The sequence below is a fragment of the Brachybacterium sp. UNK5269 genome, from assembly GCF_049266655.1.
Taxonomy (GTDB): Bacteria; Actinomycetota; Actinomycetes; order Actinomycetales; family Dermabacteraceae; genus Brachybacterium.
Genome location: NZ_CP184883.1, coordinates 2,218,423 through 2,238,440, shown reverse-complemented (window position 1 = coordinate 2,238,440; position 20,018 = coordinate 2,218,423). Strand labels below are relative to the sequence as shown.

The following is a 20,018-nucleotide window of genomic DNA, read 5'->3' as shown; positions in this document are numbered from 1 at the left end:
TCATCATGCTCGCCGTGGTGCTCGTGTTCATGTGCATCGTCGCCTCGCGGGCCAAGCTCGTCCCCGGCCGCGTGCAGAGCGTCGTCGAGCTCGTCATCGACTTCGTGAACAACAGCATCATCGCGAACACGCTCGGCCTCAAGGACGGCAAGCGCTTCGCCCCGATGCTGATCACGATGTTCGTGTTCATCCTGGTGATGAACCTGACGGGTGTGGTCCCCGGGCTGAACCTCGCCGGCACCTCGGTGATCGGCCTGCCGCTGCTGCTGGCCCTGTGGACCTTCGTCACCTACGTCGGCGCCGGCATCCGCAAGCACGGCGTCCTGGGCTACCTCCGCGCAGAGACGATGCCCCCGGGCATCCCGTGGCCGATCTACATCCTGCTGATCCCGATCGAGCTGCTCCAGGTCGTCGTGATCCGCTGGGCCTCGCTGACCATCCGACTGCTCGCGAACATGGTCGCCGGCCACATGATGATCGTGGTCTTCATCGGCATGACCCACGCGCTGCTGTTCTCCGGCGACTGGATCATCGCGATCAGCCCCTTCGCCGGCGTGATGGCCATCGGCATCTACGGCTTCGAGATCTTCGTGGCCGCCCTGCAGGCCTTCATCTTCACGATGCTGACCGCGGTCTACATCCAGCTCGCCACCAGCGACGAGCACTGACCTCCCGCCGCGGCGGGAGGCCTCCGGGCCACCGCCGCGCGGCTTCCGCTAGCCCCCCCGAAGACCTGACCGTCGCCCTCACGCGGCACAACGAAAGGAAACACCCATGGAGTCCACGATCCTCGCCGAGGTGACCGGCAACATCGGCACCATCGGTTACGGCCTCGCCGCCATCGGACCGGGCCTCGGCATCGGCATCCTGGTCGGCAAGACCGCCGAGGCGCAGGCCCGTCAGCCCGAGATGCGCTCGCAGCTGCAGACCACGATGCTGATCGGTATCGCCTTCACCGAGATCCTCGCGCTGCTGGCCATCGTCACCGGCCTGATCTTCGTCTGAGGTCGAGCACATGATTCTGGCAGAAGCAGGGGGAGCAGTCCCCGGCTGGCGGCTGCTGATCCCGCTCCCGGAGGAGATCGTCTGGTCGGCGATCTTCCTGCTGATCTTCGCGCTCGTCTTCATGAAGTTCGTGCTCCCGCGCATGAACGCCGTGCTCGACGAGCGCTCCGAGAAGATCGAGGGCGGCATCCGCAACGCGGAGAAGGTCCAGGAGCAGGTCGAGCAGCTGAGGAGCGACCAGGAGCACGAGCTCGCGGCCGCCCGTCAGGAAGCCGCCGCCATCCGCGAGAAGGCCCGCGTGGACGGTCAGAAGATCGTCGACGAGGCCCGTTCGCGCGCCGAGGCCGAGGCCGACCGCGTGCTGCAGGCCGGCCGTCAGCAGCTGGGCGCCGAGCGCATCTCGGCCTCCACCGAGCTGCGCGGCGAGGTCGGTGCACTGGCCAGCGACCTGGCCTCCAAGATCGTCGGCGAGTCCCTCACCGACGACGAGCGCTCGCGCCGAGTGATCGACCGGTTCCTGGACGACCTCGAGTCGAGCCAGGCCACCACCCGATAAGGAACCGTGATGCGAGGAACTTCCTCCACCTCATTCGCTGAGGTGCTCAAGCTGGCCGAAGGCGCGTTCGCCGCCGATCCCGGCTCGCTCGAGACCGTTGCCGACGAGCTGTTCTCGATGGCCGACGCCATCGACTCCAGCAATCAGCTGGTGCGCACGCTCTCCGATCCCGGCCGCCCGGCCGCGATCAAGGAGGCGTCCGTGCGCTCGCTGTTCGGCGGTCGCGTGAGCCCGCAGGCCCTCGAGGCGCTCCTCGAGATCGTGCGTCGCCGCTGGTCCGAGCAGGAGGACATCCTCGACGCGCTCGAGCTGCTCGGCGTCTCGGCGCTGCTCGACCATGCGCAGTCCGAGGGCGTGCTCGAGCAGGTCGAGCAGCAGCTGTTCGAGGTCTCGCAGCTCATCGACGCCAGCGGCGACCTCACCGCGGCGCTGGACGGCTCCCGGGAGGATCCCTCACGGCGCGCCGCGCTGCTGCGCTCCCTGCTGGAGGGCCGGGCCCATCGGATCGCCGTCGCCCTGGCGGCACGGTCCGTGGGCCGGCGCACCGACACCAAGCCGGCCCGGCGGGTCGAGGAGTTCGCGCGGTTCGCCGCCGATCGCCGTCGGCGCTCCTTCGCGGCGGTCTCCAGCGCGATCCCGCTCAGCCAGACGCAGCAGGCTCGGCTCGGCGCCGTCCTGGCCGGCATCTACGGCCGTGAGGTCCAGATGAACCTCCAGGTCGATCCCGAGGTCGTGGGCGGTCTGCGGATCCAGGTCGGCGACGACCTCTACGACGCCACCGTGCTCGCCCGGCTCTCCCGAGCCCGCCAGCGACTGGTGGCCTGACTCAGACCCGACGCCCCGGCGTCCCCAGCATTGACCAGACCATCCCCGTCACGGGGAGACCGAGAGGAAGCGAAGCGCAGATGGCGGAGCTCACGATCAGCCCGGAGGAGATCCGGAACGCCCTGGACACCGCGGTGTCCACCTACCAGGCAGGCGCCACCGAGCGCGAAGAGATCGGCCGCGTCAGCGAGGCCGCCGACGGCATCGCCCGCGTCGAGGGACTCCCCGGCGTGATGGCCAACGAGCTGGTGCGCTTCGAGGACGGCACCCTCGGCCTCGCCCTGAACCTCGAGCTGCGCGAGGTCGGCGTCGTCGTCCTCGGCGAGTTCGGCGGGATCGAGGAGGGCCAGGAGGTGCGTCGCACCGGCCAGGTGCTCTCCGTCCCCGTCGGTGACGGCTACCTCGGTCGCGTCGTGGACCCGGTCGGCAACCCGATCGACGGCCTCGGCGAGGTCCAGACCGTCGGCCGTCGCGCCCTCGAGCTGCAGGCCCCCGGCGTCATGATGCGCAAGGCCGTCAAGGAGCCCATGCAGACGGGCCTCAAGGCGATCGACGCGATGACCCCGATCGGCCGCGGTCAGCGCCAGCTGATCATCGGCGACCGCCAGACCGGCAAGACCGCCATCGGGATCGACACGATCCTGAACCAGAAGGCCAACTGGGACTCCGGCGACCCCGCCAAGCAGGTGCGCTGCATCTACGTGGCCATCGGTCAGAAGGGCTCGACCATCGCCTCGGTGCGGGCGACCCTCGAGGCGCAGGGCGCGATGGAGTACACCACCATCGTGGCCGCCCCGGCCTCGGACCCGGCGGGCTTCAAGTACATCGCCCCCTACACGGGCTCCGCGATCGGCCAGCACTGGATGTACGAGGGCAAGCACGTCCTCATCGTCTTCGACGACCTCTCCAAGCAGGCCGAGGCCTACCGCGCCGTCTCGCTGCTGCTGCGCCGTCCGCCGGGCCGCGAGGCCTACCCGGGCGACGTCTTCTACCTGCACTCCCGTCTGCTCGAGCGCTGTGCGAAGCTCTCCGACGAGCTGGGCGGCGGGTCGATGACCGGGCTGCCGATCATCGAGACCAAGGCCAACGACGTCTCGGCGTACATCCCGACCAACGTCATCTCGATCACCGACGGCCAGTGCTTCCTGCAGTCGGACCTGTTCAACGCGAACCAGCGCCCGGCGGTCGACGTCGGCATCTCGGTCTCCCGCGTCGGCGGCTCCGCCCAGACCAAGGCCATGAAGTCGGTCTCGGGCACGCTGAAGATCGACCTCGCGCAGTTCCGCGACCTCGAGTCCTTCGCGATGTTCGCCTCCGACCTCGACGGCGCCTCCAAGCAGCAGCTGCACCGCGGTGCGCGACTGATGGAGCTGCTCAAGCAGTCGCAGTACTCGCCGTTCCCGATGGAGGAGCAGGTCGTCTCGATCTGGGCCGGCACCAAGGGCAAGTTCGACGACATCGAGCTCGAGGACGTCCGTCTCTTCGAGGCGCAGCTGCTCGAGCACCTGCGTCACAACGGCGGCGTGCTGGAGTCGATCCGCTCGACCGGCAAGTTCTCCGACGAGACCGAGGCCGAGCTCTCGGGCATCCTCGACGACGTCAAGCGGGACTTCCTCGCCGGCAAGGGCGAGGACTCCCAGCGCACCGACGAGAGCCGTCGTCTGTCCGCCGACCAGATCGAGCAGGAGCAGATCGTCCGCGGCTGATGCGAGCTGCCGCCGCCCTCCGGGGCGGCGGCACCCGCCCCGGACGCATCCACGCCGCAGGAGGAGAGACATGGGAGCCCAGCAGAGGGTCTACAAGCAGCGGATCAGGTCCGCCCAGGGGATGAAGAAGATCTTCAAGGCCAAGGAGATGGTCGCGGCCTCGCGCATCGCCAAGGCCCATGCCCGGGTGCTGGCCACCACCCCGTACGCCGAGGCGCTCACCAGTGCCATCGGCTCGGTCGCCACGCACTCCGACGAGGTGGTTCACCCCTTCCTGCAGTCCGAGCGCCGGCAGACCGACCGGGCGGGGATCCTGCTGATCACCGCCGACCGCGGGATGACCGGGCCCTACTCGCACAACGTGCTGCGCGATGCGGAGCAGCTGGCGAACACCCTGCGGGATGAGGGCAAGGAGCCGGTGATGTACGTCGTCGGCGCCAAGGGCGACTCCTACTACCGCTTCCGCAACCGCCCGGCGCACCGCGCCTGGACCCCGTACAAGGAGAGCGAGCTGACCGCCCTCGGCCGCGAGATCGCGGGCGTGGTCACCGAGGACCTCCTCAGCGAGGACCCCGCGGTGCACCTCGACGAGCTCTACGTCGTCGGCACCCGGTTCACCTCCCGCTTCGTCCAGCAGACCCGGTCGATCCGACTGGTGCCGATGGGCCTGGTGGAGGCCGATGCGGAGCAGGGCCGTCCCACCTACCCGCTGTACAGCTTCGCCCCGGACCCCGAGGCGGTGCTCGAGGATCTCGTGCCGCGCTACGTCGAGGCGCGGATCATCAACATCCTGCTCCAGTCGATGGCGTCCGAGCACGCCGCGACCCAGCGGGCGATGAAGACCGCGACCGACAACGCGGAAGCCCAGATCGACAAGTTCACCCGGCTGGCGAACACCGCCCGCCAGGCGGAGATCACCCAGGAGATCACGGAGATCGTCGGCGGCGCCGACGCCCTCTCGGGATCCGGCCGCACCGAACGCTGAGACCTTGGCCGGCTGCGCCCCGCGCGGCGGCCCGACATGGAGAGAATGGACATGACCACTATCACCGACAGCCAGGCCCCCGAGGCCGCGGCCCCGAGCGCCGCGGGCCGCGTCGCCCGCGTCACCGGCGCCGTCGTCGACATCGAGTTCCCCCCGGGCCAGATCCCGGCGCTCTACAACGCCCTGACCATCGACATCCCGGACACCGGCTCCGGTCTGGCGGCGTCCACCCTGACCCTGGAGACCGCCCAGCACCTCGGTGACGGGATGATCCGGGCGATCGCCCTGAAGCCGACCGACGGCCTGGTCCGCGGCCAGGACGTGGTCGACACCGGCGCGCCGATCTCGGTGCCGGTGGGCGATGCGACCCTCGGCACCGTCTTCGACGTGGTCGGCAACCCGCTGAACAAGAGCGCCTCCGAGCTCCAGATCACCGAGCGCTGGCCCATCCACCGCAACGCCCCGAACTTCGACCAGCTGGAGTCCTCGACCCAGATGTTCGAGACCGGCATCAAGTCGATCGACCTGCTCACCCCGTACGTGCTGGGCGGCAAGATCGGCCTGTTCGGCGGCGCGGGCGTCGGCAAGACCGTGCTGATCCAGGAGATGATCTACCGCGTGGCGAACAACCACGACGGCGTCTCCGTGTTCGCCGGCGTCGGCGAGCGCACCCGTGAGGGCTGGGACCTCATCGAGGAGATGACGGAGTCCGGGGTCATCGACAAGACCGCCCTGGTCTTCGGCCAGATGGACGAGCCGCCGGGCACCCGCCTGCGCGTCGCGCTCTCGGCGCTGACCATGGCGGAGTACTTCCGCGATGTGCAGTCCCAGGACGTGCTGCTGTTCATCGACAACATCTTCCGCTTCACCCAGGCGGGCTCCGAGGTCTCCACGCTGCTGGGGCGCATGCCCTCCGCGGTGGGCTACCAGCCGAACCTGGCCGACGAGATGGGTGTGCTGCAGGAGCGCATCACCTCCACCCGCGGCCACTCGATCACGTCCATGCAGGCGATCTACGTCCCGGCCGACGACTACACCGACCCGGCCCCGGCGACCACCTTCGCACACCTGGACGCGACCACCGAGCTCTCCCGTGAGATCGCCTCGCGCGGCCTCTACCCGGCGATCGACCCGCTGTCCTCGACCTCGCGCATCCTGGACCCGCGCTACGTGGGCCAGGAGCACTACGACACCGCGGTGCGGGTCAAGCAGGTCCTCCAGCGCAACAAGGAGCTGCAGGACATCATCGCGATGCTGGGCGTGGACGAGCTCTCCGAGGAGGACAAGGTCATCGTCTCCCGGGCCCGCCGGATCCAGCAGTTCCTCTCGCAGAACACCCACCTGGCCAAGCAGTTCACCGGTGTGGACGGCTCCGACGTGCCGCTGCGCGACACCATCGAGGGCTTCAAGGGCATCTGCGACGGCGAGTTCGACCACATCACCGAGTCGGCCTTCTTCAACGTCGGCGGCATCGACATGGTGCTGGAGAACCAGCACCGCATCGACAAGGAGCTCGGCGCGTGAGTGCGCTCGAGGTCACCTTCGTCACCGCGGATCGCACCGTCTGGACCGGGCAGGCCGCGCAGGTGGTGGTGCCGGCGGTCGACGGCTCGATGGGCATCCTGCCGCAGATGCAGCCCACCCTGGCGATCCTGGGCTCCGGCACGGTGCGCATCATCCACCAGAGCGGGCATGTCGAGCAGCGCGCGGTCAGCGGCGGCTTCGTCTCCGTGGACGGCGACGTGGTCACCATCGGCGTCGACGAGGCGGAAGCCACCTCGTCCTCCGACGCGCGCTGAGCCCACCCGTCCATGAGTGACCTGAGCATCCCGATCCTCCTCGCGGGGGTCGGGATGCTCGTCGCCGTGGCGGCGCTGCTGCTGGTGCTGCGCCAGCTGACGGTCTCCCGCCGGCGGGGCGGCTTCGAATGCTCCCTGCAGCGACGCGGACTGGTGGGGCAGGCGAGCTGGCAGCACGGGCTGATGCGCTTCGGCACCGACCGGCTGCGCTGGTTCCGCGCCTTCTCGCTGCGGCTGCGGCCCGAGGTGGTGATCCGCCGCTCGGACATCCTGGACGTCTCCCGGCGCCGCCTGGCCGCGCAGGTGGAGGGCGACGAGGACAGCTACCTGCTCGAGTTCAGCCTCCGTGAGGGCCGCGAGGTCCGCGCCATCGTCGACCTGGTCTCCGGGGCCGCGCTGAACTCCTGGCTGGAGGCGGCCCCGACCGGGCTCTTCCACGGCGACGCCGACTGAGCCGGCCCCCGCCGGCCCCGATCAGTCCGTCACGCGCACCCCGGCGCGCAGCACCGCCACCGGGGCGAGGCCCGCATCGACCAGCACCGCATCCGCGCGGCGCCCCGCGCCGAGCGCCCCGATCCGGTCCTGCGCCCCGAGCACCCGCGCCGGGACCGACGAGGCCGCCCGCACGGCCCGCACCAGGTCCACCCCGGCCTCGTTGACCGCGAAGCGCACCACGTCCAGCAGGTGTGCGGTGCCGCCGGCGATGGCGTCACCGCCGGTGAGGGTCGCCACGCCCGCGGCGACGGTCACCTCGAGCGCCCCCAGCCGGTACCGGCCGTCGGCCATGCCGGCGGCGGCCATCGCATCGGTCACCAGCACCACATGGTCCTCGGCGGCGATCGCGAACACGTGGGCGACGGTGCGGGCATCCAGGTGCGCCCCGTCGGCGATCACCTCGACCACCAGCTCCCCGCGGGCCGCCGCGTCCAGGGCCGCCAGGGCCGGCCCCGGGTCCCGGTGGTGCATGGGACGCATGCCGTTGAAGAGGTGGGTGGCGGTGGGCAGCGGTGAGCGGCCGCGCTCCCGGCGCAGCGCGGCTCCCGAGCGCTCCACGGCGCGGGTCAGCTGGGCGCTGGAGCCGTCGGTGTGGCCGAGCGAGGGCAGCGCCCCCACCTCCGCGAGCACGTCGATCACGGTATCGGCGCCCTCCGCCTCGGGGGCCAGGGTCATCGTCGCCAGCGCCCCGCCCGCGAGCGCGGCCAGCTCCCGCACCAGCTCCGGGTCGCCGGCGGTGATGTGGGCGGGGTCCTGCGCGCCGCGCCGGGCGACCGAGAGGAAGGGACCCTCCAGGTGGATGCCCTCGATCTCCCCGGCGGCGGCCAGCGCCGCGAGCTCGCCGGTGCGGGCCCGCAGGGTGGCGGGATCGGCCGTGACCAGCGAGGCCACCAGGCCGGTGGTGCCGTGTCGGCGATGCTCGTGCACCGCGACCAGCATCTCCGTCGCGTCGGCGGCGTCCGGGAAGGAGGCCCCGCCGCCGCCGTGGCAGTGCAGGTCCACCAGACCCGGCAGGATCAGCCCGTCGTGGACGATCGACTCGGCGGCGGTGTGGGCGGGGGCCCGGCCGGCCGGGCCGGACCAGAGGATGTCGGGGCCGTCGATGAGCACCAGGGCGTCGGGGACCAGGCCCTGCTCCAGCACCGCGGCGCCGCGCAGGGCCAGGGTGGCGGAGAGCTCGGGACGGCAGGACGGCTCGGTGGGGCTCACGGACTCTCCTGGGGAAGGGGGCGAGGGGTCAGAACAGGCGGGAGGTGACGTCGTCGAGTCCGCGCAGGGCGTCGTAGTCGAGCATCACGCAGTCGATGCCGCGGTCCTTGGCCAGCACCCGCGCCTGCGGCTTGATGGCCTGGGCGGCGAAGATGCCCCGCACCGGCGCCAGCAGCGGATCACGGTTGAGCAGCTCGAGGTAGCGGGTCAGCTGCTCGACGCCGTCGATCTCCCCGCGCCGCTTGATCTCGATCGCCACCGAGCCGCCGTGCTCGTCGCGGGCCAGGATGTCGACCGGCCCGATCGCGGTGAAGTACTCGCGGCGCACCAGCGACCAGCCGGCGCCCAGGGTCTCGATGTTCTCGGCCAGCAGCTCCTGCAGATGCGCCTCGATGCCGTCCTTCTGCAGGCCGGGGTCGATGCCCAGCTCATGGGAGGAGTCCTCGAAGACCTCGTGCAGGCGCACCCGCAGCCGGTCGCCGGACTTGTCGTGGACGACGTCCCACTGCTCGATCCAGGGGCCCTCGGGGTCGGCGGCCGCATCCTCGTCGGAGCGCCGCAGGGTGCGCAGGGTGCACGGGGGGCTCATCCAGTTCAGGGGCTTGTAGCTGCCGCCGTCGGAATGGACCAGCACGCTGCCGTCGGCCTTGACGATCAGCAGCCGCGGGGCCAGCGGCAGATGGGCGGTGAGCCGACCGGTGTAGTCGACGGAACAGCGGGCAACGACGAGACGCACCGTGCCAGGGTACGGCACCGGCCGGGTGCACCTCCTCACTCGCCCCTGTTCTGGCACCGGCCCCGCTCGTATCGTGGTCGCGTCCCCGTTCGGGCCCGTCCCCGAGCCACCTCGAAGGAGCTACCACCGTGCAACGACTCCTGGCCGCGCTGCTGATCCTGATCGGGGTGATCGGGCTCGGGCTGGGCCGTCTGGGCGAGACCACCTGGGCTCCCGACACCGAGACCACCGCCACGGTCGAGCTCTCCGACCCCGGCCCCGCCGTGGTGCTCGATCCGGGCGTGCTGTACGTGGGCGGGGAGGAGGGCGAGGTGGTCATCGAGGGCGCCTCCGACGTCTCCGTCATCACCGCCACCGACGGCGACGTGGCGGCCTACCTCGACGGCGTCCGCCACACCCGCATCACCGGGGCGAGCGACTGGACCACTCTCAGCACCCAGGAGGTCCATCCCGACGGCGCCGCCGAGCTGAGCGACCCCACCGGCTCGGACCTCTGGCGCGGCGTGGACACCGCGCCCAGCCCCTACACCCTGGACATCGCCGAGTTCTGGGCCGCGGAGAACGGGCAGGACGAGCAGGTCTACCGCCCCCTGCTGATCGTCACCGACGGCACCGCCCCCGGTGCCGAGAAGGTCTCCATCACCTGGCCGGTCGAGGCGGAGAACGAATGGGTGCCGTTCGCCTACGCCGGCGGCGCCGCGATCGCCGTGATCGGACTGGTGCTGCTGGTGGTCTCGATCGGCGGTCGCCGCCGGGACGACGAGGAGGCCGAGCCCGCCACGGCCGACGAGGATCCCGAGACCGTCACCGTCACCGACACCGACACCGACGGCGAGGCCCGCCGATGACCCGCCCCGGACTGCGCCCGAGCGCCTGGAAGGACTCCCCGATGATCAGCCGACCCGTCGGCCGCCGCGGACTGCTGCTGGGCGCCGGCGCCCTGCTGGGCGGCGGACTGCTGTCCGCCTGCTCCTCCGAGCCCGCCCCGCCGCCGGCCCCGCCGACCGGCAAGCCGCTGGCCGAGCCCACCCCGGTGCAGACCACCGAGCAGTTCGGCACCTTCGTCACCGAGGTCAACGCCGCCGTCACCGCGGCCGACGAGGCCCGGGACGCCGCGCTGCTCGCGCCCCGCGTGCACGGCTCCGCGGTGGACTTCCGCACCGCCGCCTACGCCATGATCGCGAAGGCCGCGGAGTGGGCCGAGGACCTCAAGGTCCCCGGTGCCGAGCTGATCGTGCCGATGACCTCCACCGGCGCGGAGTTCCCGCGGGTGGCGATCGCGCTGGTCGAGGACTCCGTCGAGGGCGGCGTGCCGTACTTCATGGCGCTGCGCCAGGAGTCCGCCCGGGCCGACTACTCGTCCTGGGGCTGGGCGCAGCAGGCCGTCGGCATCGAGATGCCCACGGTGCCCCATGAGCTGGTCGGCTCCGAGCAGGTCGCCCCCGACGCCGACGACCTGGTGATGACCCCCGCCGCGGCGCTGACGCTGTACGCCCAGGTCCTCACCGACGGCGACGCCGCGGATGCGGACGACGCCCTGGCCCCGAACCCCTTCCAGACCGGCACCCATGAGCGCATCCAGACCGAGCGCGCCGAGCTGAACCAGGGCGTGGAATGGGACGAGGCGGCCACCATCCGTGAGGTCTACACGGTCAAGGACGGCGAGTTCGTGGGCCTGCGCACCGACGACGGCGGCGCGATCGTGATGGGCACGCTGCTGTCCACCCGCACGGTGACCATCAAGGACGGCGCCACCATGCGCTACGCCGAGGACAACAAGTACACCAAGGTGATCGGGAAGAAGGAGTTCACCAAGGAGTACGTGCGCGAGTACGGCACCCATGTCGCCCTCCACATCCCCGCCGCCGAGGGCGGCGGGCAGGTCCAGCCGATCGGGGCCACCCAGACCGCGCTGAGCGCCCGCGGCGAGTGAGCGGGACCGCGCGCCGGCGCACTCCCTAGACTGGGCCCCGTCCCGCCGCCATCGAAGGAGAACCCCTGTGACCGATCCGTACGGAATCATCGACCTCGCCGCCCTCAAGCAGCCCGCCGGCGACCCCGTGGGCACCGGTGCCGCCGCCGGCAGCCCGGCGGCGCACGAGGTCGCGGTGACCGAGCAGGGCCTCGAGCAGCTCATCACCGACTCCCAGCAGATCGCCACGCTGATGCTGGTGACCAGCTCGCGGGTGCCCGGGGGCGACGACTTCCTGGCGGCCCTGCGCCGCGGCGTCGACGCCCAGGGCGGCGCGCTGCGCCTGGCGATCGTCGACGCCGACGGCCAGCAGCGGGTCGCCGCCGCGCTGCGCGTCCAGCAGCTGCCCACCCTGCTGCTGCTGCTCCAGGGCCAGCTGCAGCCGATCGTGCAGTCGGTGCTGCCCGAGTCCGAGATCGAGCCGCTCCTGACCCAGATCGTGGACCTCGCCCGCCAGCAGGGCATGGACGTCTCCGGCGCCGGAGCGCCCGAGCAGGACCCGGCCGCGGAGGAGCCGCTGCCGCCGCTGATCGCCGAGGCCTACGCGGCGATCGAGCGGGGCGATCTCGACGCCGCGGTGGACGCCTACCGCCGGCAGCTGCAGGAGACCCCGGCCGACGCCGAGGCGAAGGCGGGCCTGGCCACCGTCTCCCTCATGCGCCGCACCCAGGACATCGAGCCGGGCGCGGCCCGGGAGGCGGCGGCCCAGCGCCCTGCGGACCTCCCGGCCCAGCTGCTGGTCGCGGACCTCGACATGCTCGGCGGTCACGTCGAGGACGCCTTCGGCCGCCTGCTGGACCAGCTGCGCGGGGCCGACGCGGAGACCAAGGACACCGTGCGGACCCGGCTGCTCGAGCTGTTCGAGGTGGCCGGGCCCGCGGACCCGCGGGTCGCGCCCGCCCGCCGCCGGATGGCGAACCTGCTCTTCTGAGCGGGCGGGGCGCTCAGCCCTCGCGCAGGCGCTCCGGCACCAGCACCACCGCGCCCAGCGGGGGCACCGCCAGCCGCACCGAATGGTCGCGGCCGTGCTGGGGCAGCGGTTCGGCATGGACCCGGCCGAGGTTGCCGACCCCGCTGCCGCCGTACACCGGGGCGTCGGAGTTCAGCACCTCGAGCCAGTCCCCGCCCTCGGGCAGCGGGACGCGGTACTCGTGCCAGGGCTGCGGGGAGAAGTTCACGACCGTGACCACGGGGTCGCCCTGCTCGTCGCGCCGCACGAAGGAGATCGTGTTGTGCTCGGCGTCGTCCCCGATCAGCCATTCGAAGCCGCCCGGATCCTGATCGCGCTGGTAGAGCGCGGGGAACTCGGCCTGGAGCGCGTTGAGGTCCCGCACCAGCTGCTGGGCGCCGCGGTGCAGCGGGTACTCCAGCAGCCACCAGGGCAGTCCCGCCTGCTCGGACCACTCGGTGCCCTGGGCGAACTCGATGCCCATGAACACCAGCTGCTTGCCGGGGTGCATCCACTGGAAGGTCAGGAAGGCGCGCAGCGACGCCGCCTGCTGCCAGTCGTCACCGGGGGCCTTGCGCAGCAGGGAGCCCTTGCCGTGCACGACCTCGTCATGGCTCAGCGGCAGGATGAAGTTCTCGGAGTAGTGGTAGACCATCGAGAACGTCAGCTCGCCGTGGTGGTGCTGGCGGTGGATGGGATCGGTGCCGAGGTACTCGAGGGTGTCGTGCATCCAGCCCATGTTCCACTTGAAGCCGAAGCCGAGGCCGCCGGTGTCGGTGGGGCGGGTGACGCCGGGGAAGGAGGTCGACTCCTCCGCGATCATCACGATGCCGGGGGCGCGCTTGTAGGCGGTCGCGGTGGCCTCCTGGAGGAAGCCGATGTTCTCGAGGTCCTCCCGCCCGCCGTGGCGGTTGGGCAGCCACTGCCCGTCCTCGCGCGAGTAGTCGAGGTAGAGCATCGAGGCGACCGCATCGACCCGCAGCCCGTCGACGTGGAACTCCTCGAGCCAGTAGCAGGCGTTGGCGACCAGGAAGTTGCGCACCTCGTTGCGGCCGGTGTCGAAGACCAGGGTGCCCCAGTCCGGATGCTCCCCGCGGCGGGGGTCGGCATGCTCGTACAGCGCGGTGCCGTCGAAGCGCGCCAGCGCCCACTCGTCCTTCGGGAAGTGCGCCGGGACCCAGTCCAGGATCACGCCGATGCCGGCGCCGTGCAGGGTGTCGATGAGGTGGCGCAGCTCGTCGGGGGAGCCGAGCCGCGAGGTGGGCGCGTAGTAGCCGGTGACCTGGTAGCCCCAGGAGCCGCCGAAGGGATGCTCGGCCACCGGCATGAACTCCACATGGGTGAAGCCCATCTCGGTGACGTACTCGGTCAGCTCGGTGGCCAGCTCCCGGTACCCCAGGCCCGGCCGCCAGCTGGCCAGGTGCAGCTCGTAGATCGACATCCGCGAGCTCAGCGGGTCCTGCCCGGCGCGCTCGGCCAGCCAGTGGTCGTCGGTCCACTCGAAGTTGCTCGTGGTGACCACGGAGCCGGTCGCGGGCGGCACCTCGGCCAGCCGCGCCATCGGGTCGGCCTTCTCCCGCCAGACGCCGTCGGCGCCCAGGATGCGGAACTTGTAGATGTCGCCGTCGCCGACGCCGGGCACGAAGATCTCCCACACCCCGGAGGCGCCCAGCGAGCGCAGGGCGTGCAGGCGCCCGTTCCAGCCGTTGAAGGAGCCCACCGCCTGCACGGCCCGGGCGTTCGGGGCCCACACCGCGAAGGAGGTGCCCGCCACGCCGTCGACGGTGCGCACATGCGCGCCGAGGGCCTGCCACAGCTCCTCATGGCGTCCCTCGCGGATCAGGTGCAGGTCCAGCTCGCCGATGGTGGGCAGGAAGCGGTAGGGCTCCTCGACCTCGATCGGGGTGCCGCCCTCGGACCAGGTCACGCGGATCCGGTAGGAGGGGATCTGCTCGAGGGCCAGGGCGGTCACCCAGATCCCCTCGTACTCGTGCTCCATCGGGTGGGCGGTGCCGTCGGGCAGCACCACGCAGACCTCCGCGGCGAGGGGCTTCAGCGTGCGCACGGTGACGGCGCCGCCGTACTCGTGGGCCCCGAGCACTGAATGCGGCTCGTGATGGCTGCCGGTGGCGGTGGCGCCGAGCTCGTGCTCGCCCAGCGGCATCACCGGCGCGGCGGCGTCCTGGGTGCGGTCCGGGGTCTTCGTCATGTCAGCTCTCCTCGGGGTGGATGATCCGCAGGATGTGCGCGGGACGGTCGGTGGCGCTCAGGATCACCACGGGATCGCGGTGCCAGGCGAAGCGCTCACCGGTCAGCAGGTCCTCCACCTCGAAGCTCTCGCCCACGCCGAGCGCGTCGAGATCCAGGTGGAGGGTGGTGAAGGAGTCGCGGTCGTGGGCGGTCAGCGAGACCACCAGCACGGTGTCGGGCGAGCCGGTGCCGGTGCCGGCGGCATCGAGGTGCTTGGAGAAGACCAGCACCTGCTCGTCGTCGGCCTCATGGAAGGAGATGGTGCTCAGCGTCTGCAGCGCGGGGTGCTCGCGGCGGATCCGGTTCAGCGTCCCCAGCAGCGGTTCCAGGCTCTCCCCGCGCTCGAGGGCGCCGGCGAAGTCGCGGGGCTTGAACTCGTACTTCTCGTTGTCGATCTGCTCCTGGGCGCCGGGCCGGGGGACGTCCTCGACCAGCTCGTAGCCGCTGTAGATGCCCCAGGTGGGCACCAGGGTGGCCGCGAGGATCGCGCGGAGGGTGAAGGCGCGCCGCCCGCCCTCGCTCATGTAGGGGGTGAGGATGTCGTGGGTGGTGGGCCAGACGCTGGGCCGCATGTAGGGCGCCGACTCCACCAGCTCCTCGAGGTACTCGCGCAGCTCCTCGGCGCTCTCGCGCCAGGTGAAGTAGGTGTAGCTCTGGTGATAGCCGACCTTGCCCAGGGTGTGCATCATGGTGGGGCGGGTGAACGCCTCGGCCAGGAAGATCACCTCGGGGTGCTTCTCGTCGAACTCCGCCAGCAGCTCCTCCCAGAAGCGCACGGGCTTGGTGTGGGGGTTGTCGACGCGGAACAGGGTCACCCCGTGGGAGACCCACATCTCCAGCAGGTCGCGGATCGCCGCGTAGAGGCCCTCGTAGTCGGTCTCGAAGCTCAGCGGGTAGATGTCCTGGTACTTCTTGGGAGGGTTCTCCGCGTAGGCGATGGTGCCGTCGGCGCGGACGGTGAACCACTCGGGGTGCTCGGTGACCCAGGGATGGTCGGGGGAGCACTGCAGGGCGATGTCGAGCGCGACCTCGAGCCCCAGCTCGCGGGCGCGGCCGACGAAGGCGTCGAAGTCCTCCATGGTGCCCAGCTCGGGGTGGATCGCCTCGTGGCCGCCCTCGGCCGCGCCGATCGCGTACGGGGAGCCGGGGTCCTCGGGGCGGGGGTCCAGGGTGTTGTTGCGGCCCTTGCGGAAGGTCGAGCCGATGGGGTGGATCGGGGTCAGGTAGGCGACGTCGAAGCCCATCGCCGCGATCCGGTCCAGGGACTGCGCCGCGGTGCGCAGGGTCCCCGAGCGCCAGCCGGTGTCGGGGTCGAAGTGCGCGCCCTCGGAGCGGGGGAAGAACTCGTACCACGAGCCGTACAGGGCCCGCCGCCGGTGCACGATCAGGCGGTAGGTCTCGGAGAGCGTCACGCCCTCGCGCAGCGGACGCTCGGTCAGGATGCCGCGCAGGTCCGCGGCGAGCGCGGGGGCGATCCGCGCGGCGGCCGGCAGGCCCGGGGCGCGCAGGCTCTCCAGCGCGGCCCGCACCACGGCCCCGTCGCCGCGGGGACGGGTGCCGGCCTCGATCTCGGCGAGCACCCGCTGCAGCACCAGCACGCCCTCGGCGCAGACCAGGTCCACGTCGATCCCGGCGGGGACCTTGATCTGGGCCTCGTGCGCCCAGGTGTCGTACGGCGCGGAGTAGGCCTCGATGCGGAAGCTCCAGTGGCCGGTGGTCATCGGCCGGATCGTGGTCTCCCAGCGGTCCAGCCCGGGGTTGACCGACCGCAGCGGCTGGCGCTGTTCGGCGCCGTCCGGGTCGGTGAGCACGACCTGCACGCCCATCGCGTCATGGCCCTCGCGGAAGGCGTTGGCGCGGACGGTGACGGTCTCGCCCTCGGCGCAGCTGGCGGGGAAGCGGCCGCCGTCGACGACGGGCTCGACGCCCATGATGGGGATGCGGCCGATGCCGGCGGCCAGCCCCGTGCGCTCGGTGGTGGTCTCGGACATGGACTCTCCTGCCTGAGCGCTCGCCGGGGCGAGGCGCTCTGCGACGGACGCGGTGTCGCTGCTCACCCTAGCGGCTCGGACGACCCCGTCGTGCCGTGCGGGTCGATCCCGAGGACCACCACGCTCCCGGGCGCCACCAGGACCGTGCGGTCGGCGACCGGCGCGGCCGGCAGCTCCTCGGGGTGCTCCAGGGCGGTGTCCAGCAGCACCCGCGCGGTGCCCTGGGGCCAGGGGGCGCCGGGCAGGCGCACCGGGGTCGCGGCGGCCTGGGCGGAGAGGATCACCAGCAGGTGCTCGGAGCCCTCCCGCCCGCTGATCGCGGGGCGCAGCATGACCAGCAGGTGCTGGCGGGGGTCCATCCAGTCCTCATGGGTCAGCACCTCGCCGTCGGCCCCGAACCAGGCGACCTGGCCGGCATCCAGCGCCTCCGGGTCGGCGGGGCGCAGGAAGTGCGGGGCCCGCAGCTGAGGGTGCTCGCCGCGCAGGGCCAGGATCCGGGTGACGGTCTCGCGCAGCAGGTCCGCCCGACGGTCGGGCCGCCAGTCGACCCAGGAGATCTCGTTGTCCTGGCAGTAGGCGTTGTTGTTGCCCTGCTGGGTGCGGCCCAGCTCGTCGCCCGCGGTGAGCATCGGGGTGCCCGAGGCCAGCAGCAGCGTGGCCAGGAGGCTGCGGGCGCTGCGCCGACGGGCCGCCTCGATAGGCTCGCAGCGGGGATCGGCCGCCGCGAGCTCCCCCTCGTGCCCGTGGTGGAAGGAGCGGTTGTTCGAGGTGCCGTCGCGGTTGTCCTCGCCGTTGGCCTGGTTGCGCTTGGTCTCGTAGACGGTGAGGTCGCGCAGGGTGAAGCCGTCGTGCGCGGTGACGTAGTTGATCGAGGCCCAGGGGGAGCGCAGGCTGCGCCCGCGGGGCAGCTCGCGCGGGTCCTGCCCCGTGAACAGGTCGCTCGAGCCGGCCAGGCGGGTGGCGAGGTCGCGGACCCCGCCGATCGCGTCGTCGCCCGTGCGCTCCCGCAGCGCCCGGTCGGAGAGCCAGAAGGCCCGCACGTCGTCGCGGAAGGAGTCGTTCCACTCCGCGAAGGGCGCCGGGAAGTTCCCGGTCTGCCAGCCGCCGGTGCCCACGTCCCAGGGCTCGGCGATGAGCTTGACCCCGCGCAGCACCGGGTCGGTGAGGATGGCCCGCAGCAGCGGATGGTCGGGACGGAAGCCGCGGTCGTCGCGCCCCAGGGTCGCGGCCAGGTCGAAGCGGAAGCCGTCGACATGGACCTCCTGGACCCAGTACCGCAGCGAGGCCAGGATCAGGTCCATCACGTGCACCGAGCGCGGATCGAGGGTGCCCCCGGTGCCGGTGACGTCGAAGAAGGTGCCGTGGTCGGTCCAGTAGTACTCGAGGTTGTCCAGTCCCCGCAGCGACAGCGAGGGCCCGTCGGCCCCGCCCTCGGCGGTGTGGTTGTAGACCACGTCGAGGATGACCTCGAGGCCGGCCGCGTGCAGCGAGCGCACCATGGTCTTGACCTCGTCGAGCACCGCCTGCGCACCGGCCTGCTGGGCGGCGGGGGTGGCGAGCGAGGGGTCGGGGGCGAAGTAGGACAGGGTCGAGTAGCCCCAGTAGTTGGTCAGTCCCAGCCGGGTCAGGTGCGGCTCGTCCATCGCCGCGTGGATCGGCAGCAGCTCGACGCTGGTGACGCCCAGGCTCCGCAGGTACGAGGTGACCGCGGGATGGCCCAGCCCCGCATAGGTGCCGCGCTGCTCGACGGGCAGCTGCGGATGCAGCTGGGTGAAGCCCTTGACGTGCAGCTCGTACAGGACGGTCGCGTCCCAGTCCACCAGCGGCCGCAGGTCGCCCTGCCAGTCGAAGCGGTCCGAGACCACCACCGACCACACCGCGTCCTCGCCGTTGTCGACGGCGCGGGGGACGGGGCGCTCCCCGATCCGGTCGAGCATCGCGTCGACCTCGAAGGGGAAGAAGGAGCTCAGCAGCGAGGAGGAGTGGGAGACGCCGCGCGCCCAGGGATCCAGCAGCAGGTTGTAGGGGGTGCAGAGCATCCCGGCCGACGGATCCCAGGGACCGTGCACCCGCAGCCCGTAGCGGGTGCCCGGCGTCATCCCGCTGACCTCGTCCCAGCGCAGCCCGCCGTCGAAGTGGCGCAGGCGCTGGCGGTGCTCGGTCGCGCCCCGGCGGATGCACAGGTCCACGGCGCCGGCCCGCGGGGCCGCGACCGCGAACGTCCCGCGGCCCTGCTCGTCCACCACCAGACCGGGGGAGGTGGGCGCGATGGGGGGCGTGGGTCGGTCGAATCGGTCAGCTAGCACCAGCACAGTGTCCCACCGCCGCCGGGCCCCGGCGGCGTGCGAGTGGCCCGTGCCGCTAGGATCGCTGTGGCCACCGGCCCGCGCTCCGCGGACGGCGCGCCAGCAGCACGAGTCGACGCACCACGGGGAGCCGCAGCGCATGACCCATCCACCCAGCCCGCAGCCGGGGTTCCAGCAGCGCCCCGCCGCGCCGGCCGCGCCCGCGGCGACCTCGCGCCGCCCCGGCGACTTCGCGCCCGCCGGTGCGGCGATCCCGGTGGGGGACCTCGAGCGCGCGGCCTCCCTGATCACCACCATCAGCCGGGTCTTCCAGTCCCGGGTGGTCGGCCAGGAGAACCTGCGGCTGACCCTGCTGGCCGCGCTCGCCGCCGGCGGGCACGTGCTGCTGGAGTCCGTGCCGGGCCTGGCCAAGACCACCGCCGCCAGCGCCCTCGCCTCGGCGATCACCGGCTCCTTCTCCCGGATCCAGTGCACCCCGGACCTGATGCCGAACGACATCATCGGCACCCAGATCTTCAACTACGGATCGGGCACCTTCACCACCCAGCTGGGGCCGGTCCACGCCAACGTGGTGCTGCTGGACGAGATCAACCGCTCCAGCGCCAAGACGCAGTCCGCGATGCTCGAGGCGATGCAGGAGCGCCAGACCTCGATCGGCGGGGAGGTCCACCACCTGCCCGAGCCGTTCATGGTGCTCGCGACCCAGAACCCCATCGAGGAGGAGGGCACCTACGTCCTGCCCGAGGCGCAGATGGACCGCTTCCTGATGAAGGAGATCCTGACCTACCCGCGCCCGGCCGAGGAGCACGAGATCCTCGACCGCTCCACCGCCGGCAGCCTCACCGGCCCCCGCCAGGCCGTCGGCAGCGTCTCCCTCGACGACGTCCGCTTCCTGCAGACGATGGTGGACCAGGTCTACGTCGATCCCGCGGTCAAGCGCTACATCATCGACCTGGTCTTCACCACCCGCGGCTCCGGGCCCCGTCCGGTCCCGAACCTCACCCAGTCGGTGCGGGTCGGCGCCAGCCCCCGCGGCTCCCTGGCGCTGATGCGGGTCGGCCAGGCCCACGCCCTGCTGCACGGCCGCGACTACGTCACCCCCGACGACGTGCGCGCCATGCGGTACGGCGTGCTGCGCCACCGCCTGGTGCTCACCTTCGACGCCCTGGCCAGCGGCATCAAGCCCGAGCAGATCATCGACGCGGTCTTCCACGCCGTGCCGATGCCCTGAGCG

At 71.8% G+C, this 20,018-nt stretch carries 18 protein-coding genes; 13 read left to right on the top strand and 5 right to left on the bottom strand.

The genetic code is table 11. From position 1 onward, the window contains the following. Positions 1–5 precede the first annotated feature (5 nt). From atpB to ACOJUI_RS10405, 9 genes are all read left to right on the top strand, one after another. On the top strand, positions 6–668 hold the full coding sequence (gene atpB / locus ACOJUI_RS10445; protein WP_422114903.1) for a F0F1 ATP synthase subunit A: 663 nt from the start codon (positions 6–8) through the stop codon (positions 666–668). Between the two features lie 106 nt (positions 669–774). Beyond that, entirely contained in the window at positions 775–1,005 is a 231-nt protein-coding gene (gene atpE / locus ACOJUI_RS10440) for an ATP synthase F0 subunit C (protein ID WP_422114902.1), read from the top strand. A 10-nt stretch (positions 1,006–1,015) separates the two neighbouring features. Continuing rightward, a complete protein-coding gene (locus tag ACOJUI_RS10435; RefSeq protein ID WP_422114901.1) occupies positions 1,016–1,561 on the top strand; it encodes a F0F1 ATP synthase subunit B in 546 nt (181 codons plus the stop codon). A gap of 9 nt (positions 1,562–1,570) precedes the next feature. Then, positions 1,571–2,386 (top strand): F0F1 ATP synthase subunit delta, encoded by an 816-nt coding sequence (locus ACOJUI_RS10430; protein WP_422114900.1) that lies wholly within the window; start codon positions 1,571–1,573, stop codon positions 2,384–2,386. An 80-nt stretch (positions 2,387–2,466) separates the two neighbouring features. Beyond that, positions 2,467–4,092 carry a F0F1 ATP synthase subunit alpha gene (atpA, locus tag ACOJUI_RS10425; protein ID WP_422114899.1) on the top strand — a complete coding sequence of 542 codons (1,626 nt, stop codon included), beginning with the start codon at positions 2,467–2,469 and terminating at the stop codon, positions 4,090–4,092. A gap of 70 nt (positions 4,093–4,162) precedes the next feature. Beyond that, positions 4,163–5,077, top strand: coding sequence for a F0F1 ATP synthase subunit gamma (locus ACOJUI_RS10420; RefSeq protein ID WP_422114898.1), 915 nt, complete (start codon positions 4,163–4,165; stop codon positions 5,075–5,077). Between the two features lie 45 nt (positions 5,078–5,122). Then, positions 5,123–6,601: a F0F1 ATP synthase subunit beta gene (atpD, locus tag ACOJUI_RS10415; RefSeq protein ID WP_422114897.1), complete on the top strand. Its 1,479-nt coding sequence runs from the start codon at positions 5,123–5,125 to the stop codon at positions 6,599–6,601. Beyond that, positions 6,598–6,876, top strand: a complete 279-nt coding sequence (locus ACOJUI_RS10410) for a F0F1 ATP synthase subunit epsilon (protein ID WP_422114896.1) — start codon at positions 6,598–6,600, stop codon at positions 6,874–6,876. Before atpD ends, ACOJUI_RS10410 begins: the two co-directional genes overlap by 4 nt. A 12-nt stretch (positions 6,877–6,888) precedes the next feature. Further along, on the top strand, positions 6,889–7,329 hold the full coding sequence (locus ACOJUI_RS10405; protein ID WP_422114895.1) for a DUF2550 family protein: 441 nt from the start codon (positions 6,889–6,891) through the stop codon (positions 7,327–7,329). A gap of 21 nt (positions 7,330–7,350) precedes the next feature. On the opposite strand, the gene ACOJUI_RS10400 is transcribed toward ACOJUI_RS10405, so the two are convergent. Both ACOJUI_RS10400 and nucS read right to left on the bottom strand, forming a co-directional pair. Next, positions 7,351–8,580: an N-acetylglucosamine-6-phosphate deacetylase gene (locus ACOJUI_RS10400; RefSeq protein ID WP_422114894.1), complete on the bottom strand. Its 1,230-nt coding sequence runs from the start codon at positions 8,578–8,580 to the stop codon at positions 7,351–7,353. A gap of 28 nt (positions 8,581–8,608) precedes the next feature. Further along, positions 8,609–9,316: an endonuclease NucS gene (gene nucS, locus ACOJUI_RS10395; RefSeq protein WP_422114893.1), complete on the bottom strand. Its 708-nt coding sequence runs from the start codon at positions 9,314–9,316 to the stop codon at positions 8,609–8,611. Positions 9,317–9,444: 128 nt separating this feature from the next. Between nucS and ACOJUI_RS10390 the strand changes: the two genes are divergently transcribed. From ACOJUI_RS10390 to ACOJUI_RS10380, 3 genes are all read left to right on the top strand, one after another. Then, positions 9,445–10,164, top strand: a complete 720-nt coding sequence (locus ACOJUI_RS10390; protein WP_422114892.1) for a hypothetical protein — start codon at positions 9,445–9,447, stop codon at positions 10,162–10,164. Positions 10,165–10,205: 41 nt separating this feature from the next. Next, positions 10,206–11,249: a hypothetical protein gene (locus tag ACOJUI_RS10385; protein ID WP_422114891.1), complete on the top strand. Its 1,044-nt coding sequence runs from the start codon at positions 10,206–10,208 to the stop codon at positions 11,247–11,249. Positions 11,250–11,316: 67 nt separating this feature from the next. Continuing rightward, positions 11,317–12,219, top strand: a complete 903-nt coding sequence (locus ACOJUI_RS10380) for a co-chaperone YbbN (RefSeq protein WP_422114890.1) — start codon at positions 11,317–11,319, stop codon at positions 12,217–12,219. A 13-nt stretch (positions 12,220–12,232) separates the two neighbouring features. Here the strand turns inward: ACOJUI_RS10380 and glgB are convergent, their stop codons facing one another. The 3 genes from glgB to glgX form a co-directional block, all read right to left on the bottom strand. Beyond that, positions 12,233–14,446: a 1,4-alpha-glucan branching protein GlgB gene (gene glgB, locus ACOJUI_RS10375; protein ID WP_422114889.1), complete on the bottom strand. Its 2,214-nt coding sequence runs from the start codon at positions 14,444–14,446 to the stop codon at positions 12,233–12,235. A 1-nt stretch (position 14,447) separates the two neighbouring features. Then, positions 14,448–16,478, bottom strand: a complete 2,031-nt coding sequence (locus ACOJUI_RS10370) for a maltotransferase domain-containing protein (protein ID WP_422114888.1) — start codon at positions 16,476–16,478, stop codon at positions 14,448–14,450. Between the two features lie 62 nt (positions 16,479–16,540). After that, positions 16,541–18,784: a glycogen debranching protein GlgX gene (gene glgX, locus ACOJUI_RS10365; protein WP_422114887.1), complete on the bottom strand. Its 2,244-nt coding sequence runs from the start codon at positions 18,782–18,784 to the stop codon at positions 16,541–16,543. A 139-nt stretch (positions 18,785–18,923) separates the two neighbouring features. On the opposite strand from glgX, the gene ACOJUI_RS10360 reads away from it, so the two are divergent. Further along, complete coding sequence (locus ACOJUI_RS10360; RefSeq protein ID WP_422114886.1) at positions 18,924–20,015, top strand: AAA family ATPase; 1,092 nt, start codon at positions 18,924–18,926, stop codon at positions 20,013–20,015. Positions 20,016–20,018: the final 3 nt, after the last annotated feature.

What these genes read in the sequence shown, in the direction of transcription:
- ACOJUI_RS10360 (WP_422114886.1), top strand. Translation starts at nt 18,924, where the DNA reads ATGACCCATCCACCCAGCCCGCAGCCGGGGTTCCAGCAGCGCCCCGCC.
- atpD (WP_422114897.1), top strand. Translation starts at nt 5,123, where the DNA reads ATGGACATGACCACTATCACCGACAGCCAGGCCCCCGAGGCCGCGGCC.
- ACOJUI_RS10385 (WP_422114891.1), top strand. Translation starts at nt 10,206, where the DNA reads ATGATCAGCCGACCCGTCGGCCGCCGCGGACTGCTGCTGGGCGCCGGC.
- ACOJUI_RS10405 (WP_422114895.1), top strand. Translation starts at nt 6,889, where the DNA reads ATGAGTGACCTGAGCATCCCGATCCTCCTCGCGGGGGTCGGGATGCTC.
- atpE (WP_422114902.1), top strand. Translation starts at nt 775, where the DNA reads ATGGAGTCCACGATCCTCGCCGAGGTGACCGGCAACATCGGCACCATC.
- ACOJUI_RS10435 (WP_422114901.1), top strand. Translation starts at nt 1,016, where the DNA reads ATGATTCTGGCAGAAGCAGGGGGAGCAGTCCCCGGCTGGCGGCTGCTG.
- atpA (WP_422114899.1), top strand. Translation starts at nt 2,467, where the DNA reads ATGGCGGAGCTCACGATCAGCCCGGAGGAGATCCGGAACGCCCTGGAC.
- glgB (WP_422114889.1), bottom strand. Translation starts at nt 14,446, where the DNA reads ATGACGAAGACCCCGGACCGCACCCAGGACGCCGCCGCGCCGGTGATG.
- ACOJUI_RS10370 (WP_422114888.1), bottom strand. Translation starts at nt 16,478, where the DNA reads ATGTCCGAGACCACCACCGAGCGCACGGGGCTGGCCGCCGGCATCGGC.
- ACOJUI_RS10430 (WP_422114900.1), top strand. Translation starts at nt 1,571, where the DNA reads ATGCGAGGAACTTCCTCCACCTCATTCGCTGAGGTGCTCAAGCTGGCC.
- ACOJUI_RS10420 (WP_422114898.1), top strand. Translation starts at nt 4,163, where the DNA reads ATGGGAGCCCAGCAGAGGGTCTACAAGCAGCGGATCAGGTCCGCCCAG.
- atpB (WP_422114903.1), top strand. Translation starts at nt 6, where the DNA reads ATGCTCGCCGTGGTGCTCGTGTTCATGTGCATCGTCGCCTCGCGGGCC.